The following is a 19,523-nucleotide window of genomic DNA, read 5'->3' as shown; positions in this document are numbered from 1 at the left end:
AGCCCGCGTCACTTCCAGTCCACATCCACATCCTTCGTGTCGATGTGCATGCCGAGCGGCACTCGCCACGCGTCGACGCAGATCTTCCAGGTGTGCTTCTTCGTGGTGCCGGCGGGGATCGGGGTCGGGAGGTCGCGGGTGGCCTTTCTCGTGCCCCAGTCGATGCCCAGGCCGCCGATGATGTGGGTGTGGAAGGTGAGGGTGCCTTCGCGTACCGGTTGGCCGCCGGTGTTGCGGAGGTTGAGGGTGACCTTTTCGCACCAGCGGGTGTCGGTCTCGGTCAGGTCGGGGGCCGAGAGTTCGAGGAGGGCGGGGGAGTCCGTGTCCGGGGTGGACGGTGTGGGGTCGTCGCCCGGGCGGTCGCTCGGGGTGCCGTCGGCAGGGGACGTGCCGTCGTCCGCCGGGGGGTCTGCGTCATCGCCGTCGGCGCCGCCGCCACCGGGGCCGTTGCTGTCGGACGGGGGAGCGTCCGAGGGGGCGTCGGGGGGATCGGGCTCGGTGGCCCCGTCGGGCCCGTTGGACGCTTCCGGGGCGTCGGACGGGGGGCTGTTGATCCCGTCCGGGCGGGAAGGGGCGGGGTGCTGGGGCCCGGAGGCGTCCGGGCCGTCCAGCGGAGTCAGGGTGACGTCGTCGGTGGGGGCCACGGGTTTGGACGGGTAGCGGCCGGCGTCCGCCGCGCCCGTTGCGATGTAGCCCTGTTCGTCGCTGCCTCCGGGGGCGGCCAGTAGGGCAGCGCCCAGTAGCAGTAGTACGCCTGTTGACGCGCCAGCTGTCCTCCGTCGCATCGCGCCAGTGTGGCTGACGGGGCGTCAGGTGTACAGACCCGCGGCAGTACACGGAGCGGTGTACGCGCATGGCTGTGCCCCGGGCCGGGACGGGTCCCTGGTGCCCGGGGGGCTTCGCGTCGTCAGTCCGTGGTCAGGCCGTCACGGAGTTGGGCGAGGGTGCGGGTGAGCAGGCGGGAGACGTGCATCTGGGAGATGCCGACCTCTTCGCCGATCTGCGACTGGGTCATGTTCGCGAAGAAGCGGAGCATGATGATCTGGCGTTCCCGCGGGGGGAGTTTGGCCAGGAGGGGCTTGAGGGACTCGCGGTACTCGACCCCCTCCAGCGCGCTGTCCTCGTAGCCGAGGCGGTCCGCGAGGGAGCCCTCGGTGCCGTCGTCCTCGGGGGACGGGGAGTCGAGGGAGGAGGCGGTGTAGGCGTTGCCGACGGCGAGGCCGTCGACCACGTCCTCCTCGGACACCCCCAGGCACGCCGCCAGTTCGGAGACGGTGGGGGAGCGGTCGAGCTTCTGGGACAGCTCGTCGCTGGCCTTCGTGAGCGCCAGCCGCAGCTCCTGGAGGCGGCGCGGGACCCGTACCGACCAGGAGGTGTCGCGGAAGAAGCGCTTGATCTCGCCGACGACGGTAGGCATGGCGAACGTCGGGAATTCGACGCCGCGTTCGCAGTCGAACCGGTCGATCGCCTTGATCAGGCCGATGGTGCCGACCTGGACGATGTCCTCCATGGGTTCGTTGCGGCTGCGGAAGCGGGCAGCGGCGTAACGCACCAGCGGGAGGTTCAGCTCGATGAGCGTGTCGCGGACGTACGTACGCTCCACGCTGTCCTTGTCGAGCGTGGCCAGCCGCAAGAAGAGGGAGCGGGAAAGCGTACGGGTGTTGAGGGCGTCGTCGTCATGCACTTGCGGTGCTGGTGCGGGAAGCACCTTCGAGCTGCCCAGTTCTACGGACATGCCACCCCCTTGAGGTCGCGGTCGGGTCGCCGCTGCGCCTCCTCTGCCCCATGCGGAGCGAAGAGTTCAGCCTCCACCTGAATACCGGAGGCGGCGCCACGGCAAACGCGGTTCCTGCAGAATGTCACATGTCGGCAACACGCTGTAGCGCCAAGTCGACATATCCCTGCAGGAAGGAGTGGTGTGACCGGGGTGGTCGTACCTCGTCCTGGTTAGGCGTCGATCCTGTTTGCGGATCTCAGCCGGGCGAAGCTCCGGGAGAGCAGCCGGGAGACGTGCATCTGGGACACGCCCAGCTCCGCGCTGATCTGGGACTGGGTGAGGTTGCTGTAGTAACGCAGCAGGAGGATGCGCTGCTCCCGTTCCGGGAGCTGGACCAGGAGGTGGCGCACCAGGTCGCGGTGTTCCACGCCGGCCAGCTCCGGGTCCTCGTAGCCGAGGCGGTCCAGGAGGCCCGGCAGGCCGTCACCTTCCTGCGCGGCTTCGAGGGACGTCGCGTGGTACGAGCGGCCGGCCTCCAGGCACGCGAGGACCTCCTCCTCGCCGATCTTCAGCCGCTCGGCGATCTCGGCCGTCGTGGGGGACCGGCCGTGCAGCACGGTGAGGTCCTCGGTGGCGCCGTTCACCTGTACCCACAGCTCGTGCAGGCGGCGCGGTACGTGGACCGTGCGGACGTTGTCCCGGAAGTACCGCTTGATCTCGCCGACGACGGTCGGCATGGCGAAGGTGGGGAACTGCACGCCGCGGTCCGGGTCGAACCGGTCGATCGCGTTGATCAGGCCGATGGTGCCGACCTGGACCACGTCCTCCATGGGCTCGTTGCGGCTGCGGAAGCGCGCGGCCGCGTAACGGACCAGGGGGAGGTTCGCCTCGATCAGCGCGTCCCGCACCCGGGCGTGCGCGGGGGTGCCCGGCTCCAGGCCCGCCAGCTCGGCGAAGAGGACTTGCGTGAGCGCCCGGGTGTCCGCACTCCTGCTCTGGCGGGATGGCGCCTTCGGCGCAGTACGGGCCGTCACGGTTCACGCCTCCCCTTCACAGGACTGGGCTTTGTGTCGGACTGGGCTGTGCCGAAGCGGATGTATCCGGCAAAAGCGGTCATAGCATCACAAGACATGTGCAGTGTGTGCAAGCACCGCATAACGCCGTGTTGAGCGGCAGTTGATACGGCCAGGCGCAGGTGGGGGTGGCGGGGAGGAGGCGCCGAGCGGTCGGCGGCGGGCGGTACGGGGCTGCCGGAGGGCGGCTTTTCGGGGGCGCCGGAAGGGGCGCCAACACGAAGAAACCCCTCGCCCGCTGGGGCGAGGGGCGCTGTCGGCCCGTGCCGGGCCGACGGCGGCGCGACCCGGACGCGGCCGGGGACGCCGTGGTCCGGACGCTGCCGGACCGGCGGATCAGATCTCGTAGTCGGCGATCACCCAGGTGGCGAACTCCGCCCACTGGCGGACGCCCGCCTGGTGGGCGGGGTGCTCCAGATAGCGCTTCAGGGCGTCCTTGTCGGCGACGGCCGAGTTGATCGCGAAGTCGTACGCGATCGGGCGGTCGGTGACGTTCCAGCCGCACTCCCAGAACTCCACGTCGGCGATGAGGTCGCCGAGCTCCTGGAACGCCTTCACGCCGGCCGCGACGCGCGGCTCGTCGCGCTCGACGCCCTCGTTGAGCTTGAACAGGACCAGGTGGCGGATCATGGGCGGGCCTCCGTGAGTGCGTACGTACGGGCGTGCGGGCCCGCTGGATCGTTTCTGCCGGACTGGCGGCGGGCGCCCGGCCCTACGGGTGGACGGGCCGGCGCGAGGGGCTCTGCCGGTCGGCTACTGGATCAGCGAGGTCATGAACTGGCCGACGCCCTGGGCGGCGTCCGAAATGCCCTCGAACCCTATCTGGACGAGATCGGCGGCCCGGGTGGGGGACGTGACGATCGTGTACAGGACGAAGACGACGACCACATACAGCGCGATCTTCTTCGTTTCCACCATTCGTCCCCGTCTCCCCTACGGCCTGTACCGGCAGCTCCCGCCCTGTGCGGTCGGGCGAGTGTAACCACACCGGCCCCAACGCAGCAGCCGCGTCCGGGGCGGCCCCCTTGCCCCGGGGTCGCTTTCGCGACTGCTGCACGCCGCCGCTCACCGGCGTCCGAGGACGAAAGTCCCGGTGATCGGGGCCGTTCGGCGGCCTGTCGGGCCGGGGCGCGGCAGCAGGCTGGACGGTGCGCCCGGCGGATCTGGCAGGAGTCCGCCGGCGGGACCGGGCCTCGCTGCGGGGTCCGCACCGTGTTCCTCCCGGCCGCGGTGCGGGCCAGAGGTCCGGATACGACGAAGGGCCCGACTCTGATGAGTCGGGCCCTTCGTGCGAGCGGTAGCGGTGGGATTTGAACCCACGGAGGAGTTGCCCCCTCACGCGCTTTCGAGGCGCGCTCCTTCGGCCGCTCGGACACGCTACCGAGGCAGAGCCTAGCCCATGAGGGGCCGTGTGCCGAAATCGGTTCCGGGAGGCGGGCGCGCGGACCTCCCGGAACGGCGTTCGGCAGTACCCGCCGAGGCCGGACGACGGCCCCTCCGCACCCGCCGGAGGCCGGGCGCCGGCCCCTCCGTACCCGCCGAACCGCCCTCGGCGGCCGCGGAAGGAGTCGGTTCAGCGGTCGCGGAAGAAGTCGGTCAGGAGCGCAGCGCAGTCCTCGGCCAGGACGTCGGTGATCACTTCGGGGCGGTGGTTGAGGCGTCGGTCACGTACGACGTCCCAGAGCGAGCCGGCCGCGCCCGCCTTCTCGTCGCGAGCGCCGTAGACCACCCGGTCGACCCGGGACAGCACGATCGCGCCCGCGCACATCGTGCAGGGTTCGAGCGTGACCACGAGAGTGCAGCCGGTCAGCCGCCAGTCGGTGGTGCGCCGTACGGAGCCGTCGCGCTCCCCGGCGACGGAGCTGTCGCCCTCCCCGGCAGCGGCCGCGTGCGCCTCCTCCTGGAGCGTGCGGGCCGCCGCCCTGATGGCGAGCACCTCGGCGTGGGCCGTCGGGTCGCCGGTGGCCTCGCGTGCGTTGTGGCCGGTGCCGATCACCCGCCCGTCAGCGGACAGCACAACGGCGCCCACCGGGACGTCTCCGGTCCCGGGGGCGAGCGCGGCCTCCGCCAGGGCCTGCCGCATGGGCGCGGCCCACGGGTCGCGCAACGGATGGGGTGCGGGGGCCGGGGCGGACTGTGCGTCGGTCATGACAACAGTGTCGGCGACCGCGGCGGTGCCGGGGACCGGCGGAGGCGGCCCCGCGGCGGGCGGCCGCCGGCCCGGGACGGGCGCGGCAGGCCGCACGGCGGGCGTACGAGGGCCCGCGGCGGGCGGACGGGGAGCGGCCGCGGTGCGCCGCTCCCCGTCCGTCACCGCACCGCCTCCAGCACGTCCGTGCAGCCCAGCGCGTCGGCGATCTCGCCCAACGCGTCACCGTTGCTGTCGAACGTCAGCAAGTCCTTGCCGGTGACGCCGAGGTCGTCGAGGAGGTCGACGTCACCGAGCGGCCCGGCCGGCAACCGCTCGTCGGCCTCGGCCTCCTCCGTCTCGTCCTCGGCGCCCTCGGGCTCACCGTCTTCCGTACCGTCCAGATTGGTCAGATCGTCGAGGTCCTCCGAGGCTTCCTCGTCGCGGCCGATCAGTTCGTCGGTCAGCATGGCGCCGTACGAGCTGCGGGACGCGGCGGTGGCATCCGAGACAAAGACGCGCGGGTCGTCCTCGCCGTCCACCCGGACGACGCCGAACCACGCGCCCTCCTGCTCGATGAACGCCACCACCGTGTCGTCGTCGACCGCTGCCTGCCGGGCCAGGTCGGCCAGGTCGGCAAGCGTCTCCACATTGTCGAGCTCTGTATCGCTCGCTTCCCACCCGTCTTCGGTGCGCGCGAGCAGTGCGGCGAAGTACACCGTGACTCTCCCACTGGTCAGAGGCGTATCCGGGCCGGGCGAGGGCGGCGCGTGAGCGCCCGGAGTCCCCGCCCCAATCGGAATCGTGGCAGAAACAACGCGTTCGCGCGGGGTCTTCGACGCTGCGTCGTGCCCGGGTTCTGCGAGATCCGGGTCGTGAGGGGGCCGGATGGGTGCCGTAACGGGGCCGGATCCGCCCCCCGGAAGGCCGGACGGGACCGGATGCGGGTGTCGGAAGCAGCGCCCGAATGGTGGCGCGTAAACGGCCCATATGTGGCGCGCGGAGGTCCTTGCGGCGGTGTGTCCGCGGCCGTGCGGTGACGCGTACGGGGATTCGTGGTGACGCGCAGGGGGCTTCCCGGCGCGGCGGGCCCGGGTGCGGCGGCGCGGCCGCTGAGGCGGTGGGCGCGGGTCCGGTCGGGTGGTCCCGTGCCCGTTGCGCTACCAGCGGAACGTGCGCATGCGCATCGCCTGCCGCATCCGGGCGGCGCGGGCGCGCCGGGGCTGGACGCGGTCGCGCAGCTCCTTGGCCTCGTTCAGCTCACGGAGGAACTGCGCCCGGCGCCGGCGGCGGGCCGCGTCCGGCTCGCCCTCCCCGCCGGCCGCCCGCGCGTCCATGGCCACCTTCTGCGCCGTGTCCTCGGGGCGGGGGGCCGCGGCGGGCGCCGGGTCGGGTCTGGTGCCGCCCCCGTCGCCTCTCGCCGCACCGCGCGCGGCACCGGTCCTGCGCGCGGCCGGCCGCGGGGTGCGCGAGCCCCCGGAAGGGCCGGGCGGGGGCAGGCTTCCTTCGGGCCGTGCGTCCTGATGGTTCTGGCGCGTCTGAGCGTTCTGGCGAGTCTGACCGCTCTGGCGACTCTGACGGTTCTGGCGAGTCTGACGGTTCTGCCGTGCGTCCTGACGGTTCTTCTGGTCGGGCATGAGCGACACCGCCTCGGGCCGAGGTCCTCGCCCGGAGGCCGGCCGGCGGTCCGGGCGTCTGTGCCCACTTTCCCCCGAAGTGCGGGGTTGATGCGAATCGTTTGACGTTGGCCGAGGGGCCGGGCGTGGCCGGCCGGTCTCCGTACGGCCACCGGCGGGCGCCTCAGGGTCCCGGCCTCGGTTACTGTCGATGTCATGCGGATCCACGTCGTCGACCACCCGCTGGTGGCGCACAAACTCACCACTCTGCGCGACAAGCGCACCGATTCCCCCACGTTCCGGCGTCTCGCCGACGAGCTGGTCACCCTGCTCGCGTACGAGGCGACCCGCGATGTGCGCACCGAACAGGTCGACATCGAGACCCCGGTGACGGCGACCACCGGCGTCCGGCTCTCCCACCCCCGCCCGATGGTCGTGCCGATCCTGCGCGCGGGCCTGGGCATGCTGGACGGCATGGTGCGGCTGCTGCCGACGGCCGAGGTCGGCTTCATGGGCATGGTCCGCAACGAGGAGACGTACGAGGCGCAGACGTACGCCACCCGTATGCCGGAAGACCTCTCCGGACGGCAGATCTACGTCGTGGACCCGATGCTCGCCACCGGCGGCACGCTGGTCGCGGCGATCAAGGAACTGATCCAGCGCGGGGCCGACGACGTGACGGCGCTCTGCCTGCTGGCCGCGCCCGAGGGCGTGAAGGTCATGGAGAAGGAGCTGGCCGGTACGCCGGTGACGCTGGTCACGGCCGCGGTCGACGAGCGGCTGAACGAGGACCGCTACATCGTCCCGGGCCTGGGCGACGCGGGCGACCGCATGTACGGCACGGCCGGCTGAGGCCAGGATCCGGGCGGGCGCGCCGGAGGCCCGGCGCCACAGGAGGCGCTCAGCAGCCCGGCGTGCCCGGCTTCTCCTTCGGCGGGGCGGTCAGCGCGGCGAGCGCGGCCTTGGCGTCCTTCTCCTTCGTCAGGGCCTTGAACTTGTTGCCGATGATCAGGTCGACCTCGCCGCCCTTGCGGCCGTCGGTCTTCCGCTCGACCCCGGCGGCCACCTGCGTGCCCAGCACCTTGAAGGAGCTGTCCGTCGCGGCCGGCGCGCCGAGCAGCAGGCCGGTGCCCTTGACCTTCTTGTCGTAGGCGGCGGGCGCGTTGCCCACCTCGCCGATCGTGAAGCCGCGCTTCTTGAGCGCGTCGGCGGTGCTCTTGGCGAGCCCGCTGCGGGTGGTCGCGTTGAGCACGTTGACCTTGACGGCCTTCGGCTTCGGCAGCGGCTTCGCCGTGCCGCGCGGCTTGGCGCCGTCCTGGCCCGGGGGACACTTCGGTTTCTCCTGGGCGGCCTGGGCGGTGCCGCTCTGCCCGGTGAAGACGTCGATGAGCTGTACGGCGCCCCAGGCGCCGACGGCCAGCACGCAGGCGGAGGCCACGACTGTCATGGCGATCCTGCGGTCACGGCGGGGACGGCGCATCCGCGGATACCTGTCGCCCGTGATGCGGTACTTCTTACCGCCCATGCCGGGGGGCGTCAGCATGCTCATGTCCGCAGCGTAGTGCGGTCATGGCGCTCTGCCTATTAAATGATCTGTTCGTGGCGCGAGACCTGACCCGAAAGGGCCAATACCGGGCGCCACGGCTACGTTCCGTGAGGCTCGGGGCCGGCCCGTCGCCGGGCTCCGACGCGCGTCAGTCCAGTTCGAGGACGCGGGCGTGCAGCACCTGGCGTTGCTGGAGGGCCGCCCGGACCGCGCGGTGCAGCCCGTCCTCCAGGTACAGGTCGCCCTGCCACTTCACGACGTGCGCGAACAGGTCGCCGTAGAAGGTCGAGTCCTCCGCGAGCAGCGTTTCCAGATCGAGCTGCTGCTTGGTGGTCACCAACTGGTCAAGGCGTACCGGGCGCGGGGCCACATCCGCCCACTGGCGGGTGCTCTCCCGGCCGTGATCGGGGTACGGCCGCCCATTTCCGATGCGCTTGAAGATCACACGGAAAGCCTACCGGTCACCCGGCCTCGGGCGCAGCCATGTCGCACGGGTGCGAAGTGGAGGCAACCGGTACAAGGGGAGCAATGCGCCCGTGGTCACCCGAGTACGGCGGAGCGTTCCGCCGGGGCGGGCCCGGCGGAACGCGGTGGTACGGGGCCCGGCCGGGGATCGGGGGTCGCTCCCCGGCCGGGAGCTGTCACCAGAGGAGGGCGTCGGCCGGGTTGTCCTGCCAGTACGTCACCTTGGCGACGCCCGGCTGGATGAAGACCGGGCCGCCCTTGACGGTGACGGACTTCAGGGCGGTGTCCCTGTCCACGGCCACCTCGATCCTGCCGGTCCTGAAGCCCTTCTCCGACGAGTCGGCGGCGGAGAGCGTCAGGCCCGCGTAGGCCGTCTCGCCGGGCGCGATGGTGACCACGGCCTGCGGCTGCGAGTCCTCGACGACCGGGGTGACCGCCTGCTGGTCCTTGTGGAGCCGCAGGAGCGGGTAGGTCTCGGCGGAGAAGTCGCAGGTCTTCTTCGAGGTGTTGGTCGCCTTGATCAGGACGTGGTTGATCGGGCGGCTGACGGTGCCGGCCTCGAACTTCAGCGCCGACGCCGCGCAGGGCGCGATCTTGGCGGCGGGCGCCGGGCGGGCGGTCTGCGCCAGGGCGGGGCCGGCGGTCGCGGCCAGCGCGCCGACGGCGATGAGGGAGGCGACGGCGGCCTTGACTGTCTTCTTCGACATGGTGGGTTCCCCCGTGGATGGTGACTTCGATGGCTGGTGGTGGTGCGGCCGGCTGGTCTCTCCGGCACGACAACCACTCTGTCCCCGGGCGCTATTGGTCCGCTAACGTCCGGCTAACGCCGTCTATCCACTACCAAATACGACGAAGCCGGGCGGCCGTCGGACGGCCACCCGGCTGCGCGGTAGGCGGGACCGTGCAGAGCGCACGGCCACCCGCCTTCGGGGATCACATCGTCGAGACGTCGATGACGAAGCGGTAGCGGACGTCGCTCGCCTGCACCCGCCGGTACGCGTCGTTGATCTCCTCGGCGGAGATCACCTCGATCTGCGCGCCGATGCCGTGCGCCGCGCAGAAGTCCAGCATCTCCTGGGTCTCGGGGATGCCGCCGATGGACGAGCCGGCCATCGCCCGGTTGTTCTGGATCAGTGCGAAGGGCGACGTGCGGAGCGGCTGCTCGGGCGCGCCGACCTGGACCAGCGTGCCGTTCGTGCGGAGCAGGCCCAGGTACGCGCCCAGGTCCAGGTCCGCGGAGACGGTGTTGATGATCAGGTCGAAGCTGTTGGCCAGCTCCTCGAAGGTGGCCGGGTCGGAGGTGGCGCGGTAGTCGGAGGCGCCCAGCTTCAGGCCGTCCTCCTTCTTGCGCAGCGACTGGCTGAGGACGGTGACCTCGGCGCCCTGGGCCGCGGCGATCTGCACGGCCATGTGGCCGAGGCCGCCGAGCCCGACGACCGCGACCTTCTTGCCGGGGGCCGCGCCCCAGCGGGCGAGCGGCGAGTACACGGTGATGCCGGCGCACAGCAGGGGTGCGGCGACGTCCAGCGCGAGGCCGTCGGGGATGCGGACGGCGAAGTCCTCGGTGACCACCACGTGGGTGGAGTAGCCGCCGTAGGTGGGCTCGCCGTCGCGGCCCGTGGCGTTGTACGTCATCACGGGGCCGGAGCCGGTGCAGTGCTGCTCGAAGCCGGCCTTGCAGTTGTCGCACTCCCGGCAGGAGTCGACCATGCAGCCGACGCCGACCCGGTCGCCCACCTGGTGGCGGGTGACCTCCGGGCCGGCCGCGGCGACCACGCCGGCGATCTCGTGGCCCGGGACCATCGGGAAGGTGCCCGGACCCCAGTCCGAGTCGACCTGGTGGATGTCGGAGTGGCAGATCCCCGCGTACTTGATCTCGATCAGGATGTCGTGCGCGCCGAGCTCACGGCGCGGAATGGTGGTGCGCTCCAGGGGTGCCTTGGGCGCGGGTGCTGCATACGCGGTGACAGAGGTGTGTGTCATGACATCGAGCCTGCGTCAGAAGCGGAAGCGGAGCCAGATCCCCCGTTTTCGTACGAACGCCGTTGGTACCAATGTCAGTGACACCCTCACGACCTGCGGTTTCGCAGAGTTGTCCACAGGCCACAACGGGTTGTCGCCAGGTTGCGGATACTGGCCATATGGACCAGCGCACCGAACTGAGCGAATTTCTGCGCACCCGCCGTGCCCGTCTGCAGCCCGAGGACGTCGGACTGCCGCGGCACGGCGGGCGGCGAAGGGTGCCGGGGCTGCGGCGGGAGGAGTTGGCGCAGCTGGCCGGCGTGAGCGTGGCGTACTACGTCCGCCTGGAGCAGGGCCACGGGCAGAACGTCTCCACGGCCGTCCTCGACGCGATATCCGGCGCCCTCCGGCTGAACGCCGCGGAGCGGGCGCACCTCAGTCACCTGGTCAAGCCGAAGGCCAAGCGTGCGCGCGGGGCCGGCCGCCCGCAGCGGGTGCGGCCCGCGCTCCAGCAGCTGCTGGACGCGATGGAGGGGATACCGGCGTATGTCGCGGGCCGCCGCCTGGACGTCATCGGGTGGAACCGCATGGCGTGCGCGCTGCTCGGTGACTACGCCGCGATGGAGCCGGAGCAGCGGAACGTCGCCTGGCAGGTCTTCCTGGACCCGGCGGCCCGCGACTTCTACGTCGACTGGGAGCGCAAGGCCGCCGACATCGTCTCCTACCTGCGGCTGGACGCCGGCTGTCACCCCGACGACCCCGAGCTCGCCTCGCTGATCGGGCGGCTGTCGGTCAAGAGCGAGGAGTTCCGGCAGCTCTGGGCCACGCACGACGTGCAGGACAAGGGCTTCGGGGTGAAGCGGCTGCACCACCCGGTGGTCGGGCCGCTGACCCTGTCGTACGAGACGCTGCGGCTGCCCGCCGACCCGGACCAGCAGCTGATCGTCTACAACGCGGAGCCCGGCTCGGCGTCGGCGGAGTCGCTGCGACTGCTGGGCAGCTGGGCGGCGGAGGGCCCGGCGGACCGTTCACCGCTGAGCCAGGACACCGCCGAACGACAGGACGCGGGGGGCTGACTGGGGATGGGCTGAGCGGAGGGGGAACGCCGGGCGTTTCCCGCCCGGCGCGTTCTCATCCCTCCGCCGCATCCCCGTCTTCCCAGCGCAGCAGGTCGCCCGGCTGGCATTCGAGCACCTCGCAGAGGGCGGCGAGCGTCGTGAAGCGCACCGCCTTGGCGCGGCCGTTCTTGAGTACCGCCAGGTTGGCGGGCGTGATGCCCACGCGGTCCGCGAGTTCACCCACGGACATCTTCCGCCTGGCCAGCATCACGTCGATGTCGACGGTGATCGGCATCAGATCACCTCGTCCAGCTCGGCCCGCATCAGCGACGCCTCGGCGTCGCGCGTGACGGCCTGGGCGAGCAGTGTCCGCAGCACGAGCACGAGGAGTGCGACGCCCAGAATGGCCACGCCGATCCCGCCCATGATGACGGTGACGCCCGGGTCGGCTCGCTGGCCCGGTGCGTTGAGGGCCGTGACCGCGAACCACATGAGGGCAGCCGCCACGATCGCGGCGATCACGCCGTCCACGTACCGGAAGGCGGTGTGGGAGAAGACGGTTCCGCGTCGCACCATCGTCACCAGCCGCCATACGCAGACCACGGCGACCTGGACCGACACCATGCCCAGGATCGTGATCACGCGCAGCGGGGTCAGCGGGAGCGTCCCGTCCTCCGGGTCGCTCCCGCTGACCAGCGTCCACGCCATCGATGCCTGTACGAAGACGGTGCCGGCGAGCACCACCCCGAGTACGACGCGCAGTGCGCCCACTGTCAGTTTTCCCATGACCCCGTCCCTCCATCGACTAGCGATGCAAATCTATCGAAATTCGATAGGTGAGGCAAGGGTCGGGGAGATGCGACGAGGTCGGGAAGGGGAAGCAGAGGGGGCAGCGAGGGTCGGGAAGGGGCGGGATAGAGTGACCCGGCCGTGGTGTTCGGGAAGACCGGTGCAGACCCGTTGGACCTGCAAGAACTGCAGACCTTCGGGTCCGATTCCGGAGCGGCCCTCGCCACTGTGATCGGGAAGTTTCCGACCCTTCCCGTGCGCCGGACGGATCCGGGCGTGCGGGGGCCACTGTCCGCGGAGTGCGGGCGGGAAGGCCGGGCCGGAGGCGTCCTCCTGCCGCCCCCGGGCGGACCGGGAGGTTCCCCGTAAGCCAGGAGACCGGCCACGGCATCTCACGAACCGATTCCACGAGGTGCTGGAGCGTGACGGCCGGATGACCGTGCCCACTGATCCCCCCACGACCGATCCCCCCACGACCGATCCCCCCACGACCGCTACCCCGACGACCGCCGGGGCGCAGCAGTTCCGCTGGCAGCGGCGGGACACCGTCCGTACGGCCGGCCTGCTGGCCGTCATCGCCGCGCTGCACGTCGTCGCCTTCGGCGTGCTCCTGCTGCTGGTGGTGCCGAACCACTACACGATCGGCACCCAGGTCTACGGCGTGGGCCTCGGCGTCACGGCGTACACCCTCGGCATGCGGCACGCCTTCGACGCCGACCACATCGCCGCGATCGACAACACCACCCGCAAGCTCATGGCCGACGGGAAGCGGCCGGTGTCGGTGGGCTTCTGGTTCGCGCTGGGCCACTCCAGCGTGGTCGTCGTGATGGCCGCCCTGGTGGCCGGCGGCGCGGCCATCGCGGGCACGCTGCTGGACGACGGCTCGCGTACGCACCAGTTGCTCGGCACGGTCGGCACCACGGTCTCCGGCGGGTTCCTGTACCTCATCGCGGCCCTCAACCTCGTCGCGCTGGCCGGCATCTGGCGGGTCTTCCGGTCCATGCGGGCCGGGACGTACGACGAGAACGAGCTGGAGAAGCAGCTGGACTCGCGCGGCTTCATGAACCGCCTCCTGGGCCGCTTCACCAAGTCGATCTCCCGCCCGGGCCAGATGTACCCGCTCGGCTTCCTCTTCGGCCTCGGCTTCGACACCGCCACCGAGGTCACGCTGATGGTGATGGCCGGCAGCGGGGCCGCGGCGGGCCTGCCGTGGTACGCGATCCTGTGTCTGCCGCTGCTGTTCGCGGCCGGCATGAGCCTGTTCGACACGCTCGACGGCACGTTCATGAACTTCGCGTACCAGTGGGCGTTCGCCAACCCGGTGCGCAAGGTCTACTACAACCTCACCATCACCGGGCTGTCGATCGTGGTGGCGTTCTTCATCGGCACGATCGAGCTGGTGAGCGTGTTGCACGACAAGCTCGGGCTCAAGGACGCGGTCACCGACTGGGTCTCCGGGCTGAACCTGGACAACGTCGGCTACCTCATCGCCGGCCTCTTCGTCGTGGTCTGGGCCGCGGCGATCGCCTACTGGCGGCTGTCCGGGGTCGAGCAGCGCTGGACGGCCCGGGCGGCGGCCGCCCAGGAGGGCTGAAGCCGCCCCCCGGACAGCACCGGGCCCGGGCCCTACTTGGCCGCCGCCTTCTTCGCCGCTCGCTTCATCTCCTGCTTGTAGGCGCGGACCTCGGCGAGGGATTCCGGGCCGGTGATGTCGGCCACCGACCGGCGGGAGTCCTCCTCGCCGTACGCGCCCGCCGCCTCGCGCCAGCCCTCGGGGCGCACGCCGAACTGCTTGCCGAGGAGGGCCAGGAAGATCTGCGCCTTCTGCTTGCCGAAGCCGGGCAGGTCGTTGAGGCGTTTCAGCAGCTCGGCGCCGGTGCCCGCGTCCCGCCAGACGGCTTCGGCGTCGCCGTCGTAGTGCTCGACGAGGTACTGGCACAGCTGCTGCACCCGCTTGGCCATGGACCGCGGGTAGCGGTGCACGGCCGGCTTGCGGGCCAGCAGCTCCTCGAACGCCTCCGGGTCCTGGGCCGCGATGGCGTGCGCGTCCAGGTCGTCGCCGCTCATCCGCCGGGCGATGGTGTACGGGCCGGTGAACGCCCACTCCATCGGCACCTGCTGGTCCAGCAGCATGCCCACCAGCGCGGCGAGCGGACTGCGGCCGAGCAGTTCGTCGGCTTCCTCCTGCTGTGCGACCCGCATCCTCACGTTCATGAGTCGATGATCCCTTCCGGCGCCGGACGGCGCATGTCCGGGCAAGCGTTTTCGTGCGACGATCCCCTGCATGCCGACACTGAGCGAACTGATCCCCGCCGACGCCGTGCGGCTGGACGTGGCGGCGGCGGACTGGCGGGAGGCCGTACGGGCGGCCGGCGACCTGATGGCCGCGACCGGTGCCAGTACCGGTGAGTACACCACGGAAATGATCGAGAACGTCGAGGAGAACGGGCCCTACATCGTCCTGGCGCCCGGCTTCGCCTTCGCGCACGCCCGCCCCTCGCCCGCGGTCCTGCGGACCGGCATGTCGTGGGTGCGGCTGGCCGAACCGGTGGAGTTCGGGCACGAGGCCAACGATCCCGTGACCCTCGTCGTCGGGCTCGCGGCGCGGGACTCCGGCGCGCACACCGACGCGATGGCCGCGCTGGCCCGGCTGCTGGCGGACCCGGAGAGCGAACGCGCGCTGCGCGAGGCGCCGACGCCGGAGGCGGTGCACGCGGTGCTGGCGAGCCTGGACGCCCCGGAGCGGCCCGCACCGGCCGCGGAATCGCCGGGGTCCGGGCGGTCGGCGGAGGTCGAGCGGTCGGCGGAGCCGGCGCGCCCGGAGGAGCGGCAGCCGGCCGGCGGCGGCGCCCCGCACAAGATCCTCACCGTCTGCGGCAACGGCCTGGGCACCAGCCTCTTCCTGAAGAACACCCTGGAGCAGGTGCTCGACCGCTGGGGCTGGTCCCGGTACGTCACCGTCGAGGCGACCGACACCATCTCCGCCAAGGGCAAGGCCGGCGAGGCCGTCGCCATCCTCACCTCGGGCGAGATCGCCAGGACGCTCGGCGACATCGGCGTCCCCGTGAAGGTCGTCGAGAACTTCACCAGTACGGGTGAGGTCGACCGCATCCTCCGCGACACCTACGACGTCCCGTAACGCATACGACGTCCAGTAACGAAGGAAAGCACCATGGACTGGCTCGTATCGATCGCCAAATTCCTCGTCAACGAGGTCCTCAGCCAGCCGGCGTATCTGGTCGGCCTGATCACGGCCACCGGCCTGATCGCCCTGAAGAAGTCCGCCGGTCAGGTCGTCGGCGGCGCCATCAAGGCGACGCTGGGCTTCCTGCTGATCGGGGCGGGCGCCGACCTCGTGGTCACGGCCCTCGCCCCGCTGGGCGAGATGATCCAGGGTGCGACCGGCGCGCACGGCGTCATCCCGACCAACGAGGCGATCGTCGGCATCGCGCAGCAGCAGTTCGGCGCCCGGGTCGCCTGGCTGATGATCGTCGGCTTCGCGGTCAGCCTGCTGCTGGCCCGCTTCACGCCGTTGCGGTACGTCTTCCTCACCGGCCACCACATGCTGTTCATGGCGACCCTGCTGACCATGGTGCTGGCCACGGCGGGCCAGTCCTCGGCGGTCGTGGTGCTGGCCGGCGGCGTGCTGCTGGGCATCCTGCTGGTCTCGATGCCGGCCTTCGCGCACCCGTGGACCAAGCGCATCACCGGTGACAACACCATCGCCATCGGCCACTTCGGCACGGCCGGGTACGTCGCCGCCGGCGCGACCGGGCAGCTGGTCGGCCGGCGCAGCCGCAGTACGGAGGACATGAAGCTGCCCGAGGGGCTGCGCTTCCTGCGCGACTCGATGGTGGCCACCGCGCTGTCCATGGTGCTGATCTACGTGATCCTGGCGATCCTCTTCCTGGCCAAGGCCGGGCGGGAGACCGCGTTCAAGGCGTTCGGCTCCGACGGCGGCGCCGCCGCGACCGGCATCGGCAACTACCTGATGCAGTCCGTCATGCAGGGCCTGCAGTTCGGCATCGCCGTCGCGATCATCCTCTTCGGCGTGCGGACGATCCTGGGCGAGCTGGTCCCGGCGTTCCAGGGCATCGCCAAGAAGGTCGTGCCCGGCGCGCTGCCCTCGCTGGACGCGCCGATCGTCTTCCCGTACGCGCAGAACGCCGTCCTCATCGGCTTCCTGTGCAGCTTCCTCGGCGGCCTGGTCAGCCTCGGGCTGCTGTCCGCGCTCTTCCACCCGTGGTTCGGTCTCGCGCTCGTCCTGCCGGGCCTGGTGCCGCACTTCTTCACCGGCGGCGCGGCCGGCGTCTACGGCAACGCGACGGGCGGCCGGCGCGGCGCGGCCCTCGGCGCCTTCGTCAACGGCGTCCTCATCACCTTCCTGCCCGCGCTGCTCCTGAAGGTGCTGGGCGCGTTCGGCGAGGAGAACACCACCTTCGGCGACGCCGACTTCGGCTGGTTCGGCTCGCTGATCGGCAACGCGGCGAAGGTGGGCGGCGCGGGCGCGGTCGTCCTGATGCTGGCCATCGGCGCGCTGGTGCTGGCCGGTGCCGTGGTGGTGCAGAAGCGGGTGGTGGAGACCGGCTGGGACCCGGGCGCCCGCCGGGACGCCGTACTGCCGCGGACCGGGACGCCCGCGGCGGGGGCCCCGGCCACCACCACGACCGCGTACGCGAAGATCGTCCCGCCGGCCGGCGCGCCCACCCCGCCCCCGCCGCCGGAGTCCGACTGAACGGCACAGGTCCGGCCGGCGGTCCGGCGCCCGAACGACCGGCGCCGGGCCGCCCGGCCGGGCGTCCGGTGTCCGCGGTTCAGCTGGAGTGCTGCTGCTGCAGCGGGCGGATGAGGAGCAGCATCGCGTCGTCGCGGGCGCGGGAGTCCCGGTGGCGCGCCAGGTCCGCTTCGAGCGTGTCCAGGACGACGGTCGGTTCGTGGCCGCAGAGCGAGGTGAGGCGCTCGGCGAGGGGGTAGAACTCCCCGTCCTGGTTCCGGCATTCGGCCACCCCGTCCGTGCAGAGCAGCAGCCAGTCGCCGGGCGCCGGACGCACCACCGTGGTCGGGCAGCGGTCCGCCACCATCCGCATGAGGCCGAGCGGGGCCGTCGCGTCCAGGCCGTGGAGCCACTGCGCCCGGCCGGCGCGGATCAGCAGGGGCGGCGGGTGGCCGCAGTTCAGCAGCTCGATCCGGCCGTCGTCGTGCATGTTGATGAGCAGCGCGGTCACGAAGCCTTCGTGGTGGTGGATGCGGGTGACGGAGGTGTCCATCCGCAGCGCGATGCCCGCCAGGCTGGGCTCGTGGTGCGCGAGCTCCCGCCAGATGTGCAGCGTCTCGGCGGCCGTCGCGACCACGTCCAGCCCCTTGCCGGACACGTCGCCGATGAGCAGCCGTACGCCGAAGGGGGTGCGTTCGGCGCCGCAGATGTCGCCGCCGACCGTGGCGCCGGGGGTGGCCGCTAGGTAGCGCGCCTCCAGCCGGACCCCGCCGACCCATTCGGGCGGCCGGGGCAGCACCGCCGCCTGGGTCACCTGGGCCAGCCGGCCGAGACAGGCGATCTTGGTCTCCTGGCGGCGGCCGCGGCGGGCGGCGGCCCGGACCAGCGCGGTCACCGTGAGGACGCCCGTCAGCGCCACGGCGACGTTCAGCGGCCGGGCGCCCCAGCCCAGTGCCGCCACGCCCGCGAGCGCGGCGGCGCCCGCCCCCAGCACCGACCGCACGCCCGGCCGTCCGATGGCGGGCAGCGCGGCGACGGCGGGCATCAGCGGGAGGAAGAGCGGGGCGAGATCCAGGGTGCGGCCCAGTGCGACGCAGAGCGCCGCGAGCAACAGCGGAAACGTTCCTCGAACCAGCCTCACGGATCTTCCGGGCGGTGGTGCGGCCGGTACGCCGGGAGGGACGCGTTCGGCCGCCGGAAGCTTCGGCATGACGGACCTGCCCGCTGAACGGCTGAAGCTCCTCAGCTTAGCCAGCGCACGATGCACAGATTGTGCATATCGCTGAAATTGCAGGTGAGCGAGGTACGTGAAGATCGCTTACGAGTCGGGGCGCGCACTGCGTGAGGCAGGAGCCGCAGGCGTCAGGAGTGGTTCATGGACCACGTCAGGAAACGGTTCGTGACCGTGCGCTCCTCACCCGAACGGGTCAGCTGCTGCCGTCCGTACGCCCGGGTCGCGCGCCGCATCCGGAAGGCGGTGGTCTCGGCGTCGTCCGGCACCGGCTCGATCAGCGACTGCCACGACAGGCCCGTGAAGGCCGCGGCGAGCGGGCCGGGCGGCAGCAGCCGGTGGTCGCCGCACACCTCCAGCGCGTGGGACAGCTCGAAGCCGCCGGGGAAGACGCTGCACCGCGCCCAGAGCAGCTGCTCCTGCGCCGTGCAGAGGCGGCGGCTCCAGCCGAGGGAGTCGCGCAGCGTCCGGTGGCGGCCGGGCAGGCCGGGGGCCGAGGCCGGCAGGTCGAGGGCGTCCTCGGGCCGGGCGAGGCAGGCGAGGACGTCGTCGGCCGAGTGGTGCCCGAGTTGGTCCGCCGCGATGAGCACGGCGAGCGGCAGGCCCTCCGCCAGCGCGCAGATGCGCCGGACCGTGCCGGGCGCCGCCGCCTCCGCGGCGCCCAGCCGCCGCGCGTGCGCCTCGAACAGCCCGGCTGCCGCCTCCAGCGGGAGGGGCGGCAGCAGGTACAGCCCCGGGGTCTTCAGCGGGGTGCGGCTGGTGGCCAGGATGTGCAGGCCGGGGCAGGCGTCGACAAGTTCGGTGAAGACCTCCGTGCACGGCGCGGCCAGGTGCTCGCAGGTGTCCACGACCAGCAGGGCCGGGCAGTCGCCCAGCGCTTCGGCCAGCGCGGTCAGTTGCGGCTTCCCGGGACAGCCGTCGAGGCGCAGCGCCCGGGCCAGCCGGTGCGGCACCAGGTCGGGATCGCCGAGCGAGGCCAGGTCGGTACGGCCGACCACCGCCTCCGGGACGAGCGCCGAGCGCCGGGCCACCGCGCCGGCGAGTGCGCTCTTGCCCACGCCGCCGGGCCCGGTCACGGTCACCAGGCGGGTGTGCCGCAGCAGTTCCTCGACCTCTGCCAGCTCCGTGTGCCGCCCGGCGAACATGAGCGGGCCGCTGTACTCCGAGTACTCCGATTCCTGCATGGGTCCCGCCTCCGAAGGTGGCCTTCCGGAGGGCCGTCTC

The 19,523-nt window shown here is 71.8% G+C and carries 22 protein-coding genes, 1 tRNA gene and 1 riboswitch; of the genes, 5 read left to right on the top strand and 18 right to left on the bottom strand.

The window, feature by feature from the left end:
• Nucleotides 1–8 precede the first annotated feature (8 nt).
• The 9 genes from ACZ6WH_RS20545 to ACZ6WH_RS20505 form a co-directional block, all read right to left on the bottom strand.
• Complete coding sequence (locus ACZ6WH_RS20545; protein ID WP_469729810.1) at nt 9–785, bottom strand: hypothetical protein; 777 nt, start codon at nt 783–785, stop codon at nt 9–11.
• Between the two features lie 122 nt (nt 786–907).
• On the bottom strand, nt 908–1,735 hold the full coding sequence (locus tag ACZ6WH_RS20540; RefSeq protein WP_362212275.1) for an RNA polymerase sigma factor SigF: 828 nt from the start codon (nt 1,733–1,735) through the stop codon (nt 908–910).
• A 212-nt stretch (nt 1,736–1,947) separates the two neighbouring features.
• Nucleotides 1,948–2,751, bottom strand: a complete 804-nt coding sequence (locus ACZ6WH_RS20535; protein ID WP_432857166.1) for an RNA polymerase sigma factor SigF — start codon at nt 2,749–2,751, stop codon at nt 1,948–1,950.
• Between the two features lie 375 nt (nt 2,752–3,126).
• Nucleotides 3,127–3,420, bottom strand: a complete 294-nt coding sequence (locus ACZ6WH_RS20530; RefSeq protein ID WP_469729809.1) for a Dabb family protein — start codon at nt 3,418–3,420, stop codon at nt 3,127–3,129.
• A gap of 123 nt (nt 3,421–3,543) precedes the next feature.
• Nucleotides 3,544–3,708: a hypothetical protein gene (locus ACZ6WH_RS20525; protein ID WP_181138704.1), complete on the bottom strand. Its 165-nt coding sequence runs from the start codon at nt 3,706–3,708 to the stop codon at nt 3,544–3,546.
• A gap of 377 nt (nt 3,709–4,085) precedes the next feature.
• Nucleotides 4,086–4,172: transfer RNA gene (locus ACZ6WH_RS20520), tRNA-Ser, on the bottom strand.
• Nucleotides 4,173–4,363: 191 nt separating this feature from the next.
• Entirely contained in the window at nt 4,364–4,939 is a 576-nt protein-coding gene (locus tag ACZ6WH_RS20515) for a nucleoside deaminase (protein WP_469729808.1), read from the bottom strand.
• Nucleotides 4,940–5,100: 161 nt separating this feature from the next.
• A complete protein-coding gene (locus tag ACZ6WH_RS20510; RefSeq protein ID WP_469729807.1) occupies nt 5,101–5,637 on the bottom strand; it encodes a tRNA adenosine deaminase-associated protein in 537 nt (178 codons plus the stop codon).
• A gap of 441 nt (nt 5,638–6,078) precedes the next feature.
• Complete coding sequence (locus tag ACZ6WH_RS20505; RefSeq protein WP_399715133.1) at nt 6,079–6,255, bottom strand: hypothetical protein; 177 nt, start codon at nt 6,253–6,255, stop codon at nt 6,079–6,081.
• A gap of 495 nt (nt 6,256–6,750) precedes the next feature.
• On the opposite strand from ACZ6WH_RS20505, the gene upp reads away from it, so the two are divergent.
• Nucleotides 6,751–7,386 carry a uracil phosphoribosyltransferase gene (gene upp, locus ACZ6WH_RS20500; RefSeq protein ID WP_469729806.1) on the top strand — a complete coding sequence of 212 codons (636 nt, stop codon included), beginning with the start codon at nt 6,751–6,753 and terminating at the stop codon, nt 7,384–7,386.
• A 49-nt stretch (nt 7,387–7,435) separates the two neighbouring features.
• On the opposite strand, the gene ACZ6WH_RS20495 is transcribed toward upp, so the two are convergent.
• The 4 genes from ACZ6WH_RS20495 to ACZ6WH_RS20480 all read right to left on the bottom strand — a co-directional run bounded on the left by ACZ6WH_RS20495 (nt 7,436) and on the right by ACZ6WH_RS20480 (nt 10,528).
• Nucleotides 7,436–8,083 (bottom strand): LytR C-terminal domain-containing protein, encoded by a 648-nt coding sequence (locus ACZ6WH_RS20495; protein ID WP_469729805.1) that lies wholly within the window; start codon nt 8,081–8,083, stop codon nt 7,436–7,438.
• A 145-nt stretch (nt 8,084–8,228) separates the two neighbouring features.
• Nucleotides 8,229–8,525, bottom strand: a complete 297-nt coding sequence (locus ACZ6WH_RS20490) for a type II toxin-antitoxin system VapB family antitoxin (RefSeq protein WP_004943146.1) — start codon at nt 8,523–8,525, stop codon at nt 8,229–8,231.
• Nucleotides 8,526–8,721: 196 nt separating this feature from the next.
• Nucleotides 8,722–9,252, bottom strand: coding sequence for a DUF4232 domain-containing protein (locus ACZ6WH_RS20485; protein WP_469729804.1), 531 nt, complete (start codon nt 9,250–9,252; stop codon nt 8,722–8,724).
• Between the two features lie 226 nt (nt 9,253–9,478).
• A complete protein-coding gene (locus ACZ6WH_RS20480; protein ID WP_469729803.1) occupies nt 9,479–10,528 on the bottom strand; it encodes an NAD(P)-dependent alcohol dehydrogenase in 1,050 nt (349 codons plus the stop codon).
• A 158-nt stretch (nt 10,529–10,686) separates the two neighbouring features.
• On the opposite strand from ACZ6WH_RS20480, the gene ACZ6WH_RS20475 reads away from it, so the two are divergent.
• Entirely contained in the window at nt 10,687–11,583 is an 897-nt protein-coding gene (locus tag ACZ6WH_RS20475; RefSeq protein WP_469729802.1) for a helix-turn-helix domain-containing protein, read from the top strand.
• Between the two features lie 55 nt (nt 11,584–11,638).
• Here ACZ6WH_RS20475 and ACZ6WH_RS20470 read toward each other — a convergent pair whose 3' ends face one another.
• Nucleotides 11,639–11,860, bottom strand: coding sequence for a helix-turn-helix domain-containing protein (locus tag ACZ6WH_RS20470; RefSeq protein WP_469729801.1), 222 nt, complete (start codon nt 11,858–11,860; stop codon nt 11,639–11,641).
• Nucleotides 11,860–12,351, bottom strand: coding sequence for a DUF2975 domain-containing protein (locus ACZ6WH_RS20465; protein WP_469729800.1), 492 nt, complete (start codon nt 12,349–12,351; stop codon nt 11,860–11,862). The genes ACZ6WH_RS20470 and ACZ6WH_RS20465 overlap by 1 nt, the downstream gene beginning before the upstream one ends.
• Nucleotides 12,352–12,479: 128 nt before the next feature.
• Nucleotides 12,480–12,755: riboswitch (cobalamin riboswitch) on the top strand.
• 32 nt (nt 12,756–12,787) lie between these two features.
• On the opposite strand from ACZ6WH_RS20465, the gene nicT reads away from it, so the two are divergent.
• A complete protein-coding gene (nicT, locus tag ACZ6WH_RS20460; RefSeq protein ID WP_469729799.1) occupies nt 12,788–13,948 on the top strand; it encodes a Nickel transporter NicT in 1,161 nt (386 codons plus the stop codon).
• A gap of 32 nt (nt 13,949–13,980) precedes the next feature.
• On the opposite strand, the gene ACZ6WH_RS20455 is transcribed toward nicT, so the two are convergent.
• Nucleotides 13,981–14,568, bottom strand: coding sequence for an HhH-GPD-type base excision DNA repair protein (locus ACZ6WH_RS20455; RefSeq protein WP_432857195.1), 588 nt, complete (start codon nt 14,566–14,568; stop codon nt 13,981–13,983).
• A 70-nt stretch (nt 14,569–14,638) separates the two neighbouring features.
• Between ACZ6WH_RS20455 and ACZ6WH_RS20450 the strand changes: the two genes are divergently transcribed.
• Both ACZ6WH_RS20450 and ACZ6WH_RS20445 read left to right on the top strand, forming a co-directional pair.
• Nucleotides 14,639–15,493, top strand: a complete 855-nt coding sequence (locus ACZ6WH_RS20450) for a PTS sugar transporter subunit IIAB (protein ID WP_469729798.1) — start codon at nt 14,639–14,641, stop codon at nt 15,491–15,493.
• A gap of 33 nt (nt 15,494–15,526) precedes the next feature.
• On the top strand, nt 15,527–17,089 hold the full coding sequence (locus tag ACZ6WH_RS20445) for a PTS ascorbate transporter subunit IIC (RefSeq protein WP_469729797.1): 1,563 nt from the start codon (nt 15,527–15,529) through the stop codon (nt 17,087–17,089).
• A gap of 79 nt (nt 17,090–17,168) precedes the next feature.
• On the opposite strand, the gene ACZ6WH_RS20440 is transcribed toward ACZ6WH_RS20445, so the two are convergent.
• Entirely contained in the window at nt 17,169–18,209 is a 1,041-nt protein-coding gene (locus ACZ6WH_RS20440; protein ID WP_469729796.1) for a PP2C family protein-serine/threonine phosphatase, read from the bottom strand.
• 221 nt (nt 18,210–18,430) lie between these two features.
• Nucleotides 18,431–19,483: an ATP-binding protein gene (locus tag ACZ6WH_RS20435; RefSeq protein WP_469729795.1), complete on the bottom strand. Its 1,053-nt coding sequence runs from the start codon at nt 19,481–19,483 to the stop codon at nt 18,431–18,433.
• Nucleotides 19,484–19,523 lie beyond the last annotated feature (40 nt).

The organism is Streptomyces sp. NPDC050806, assembly GCF_055586425.1.
Note: the sequence above shows the minus strand (reverse complement) of the source record. Positions and strands in the feature narration are given on the sequence as shown.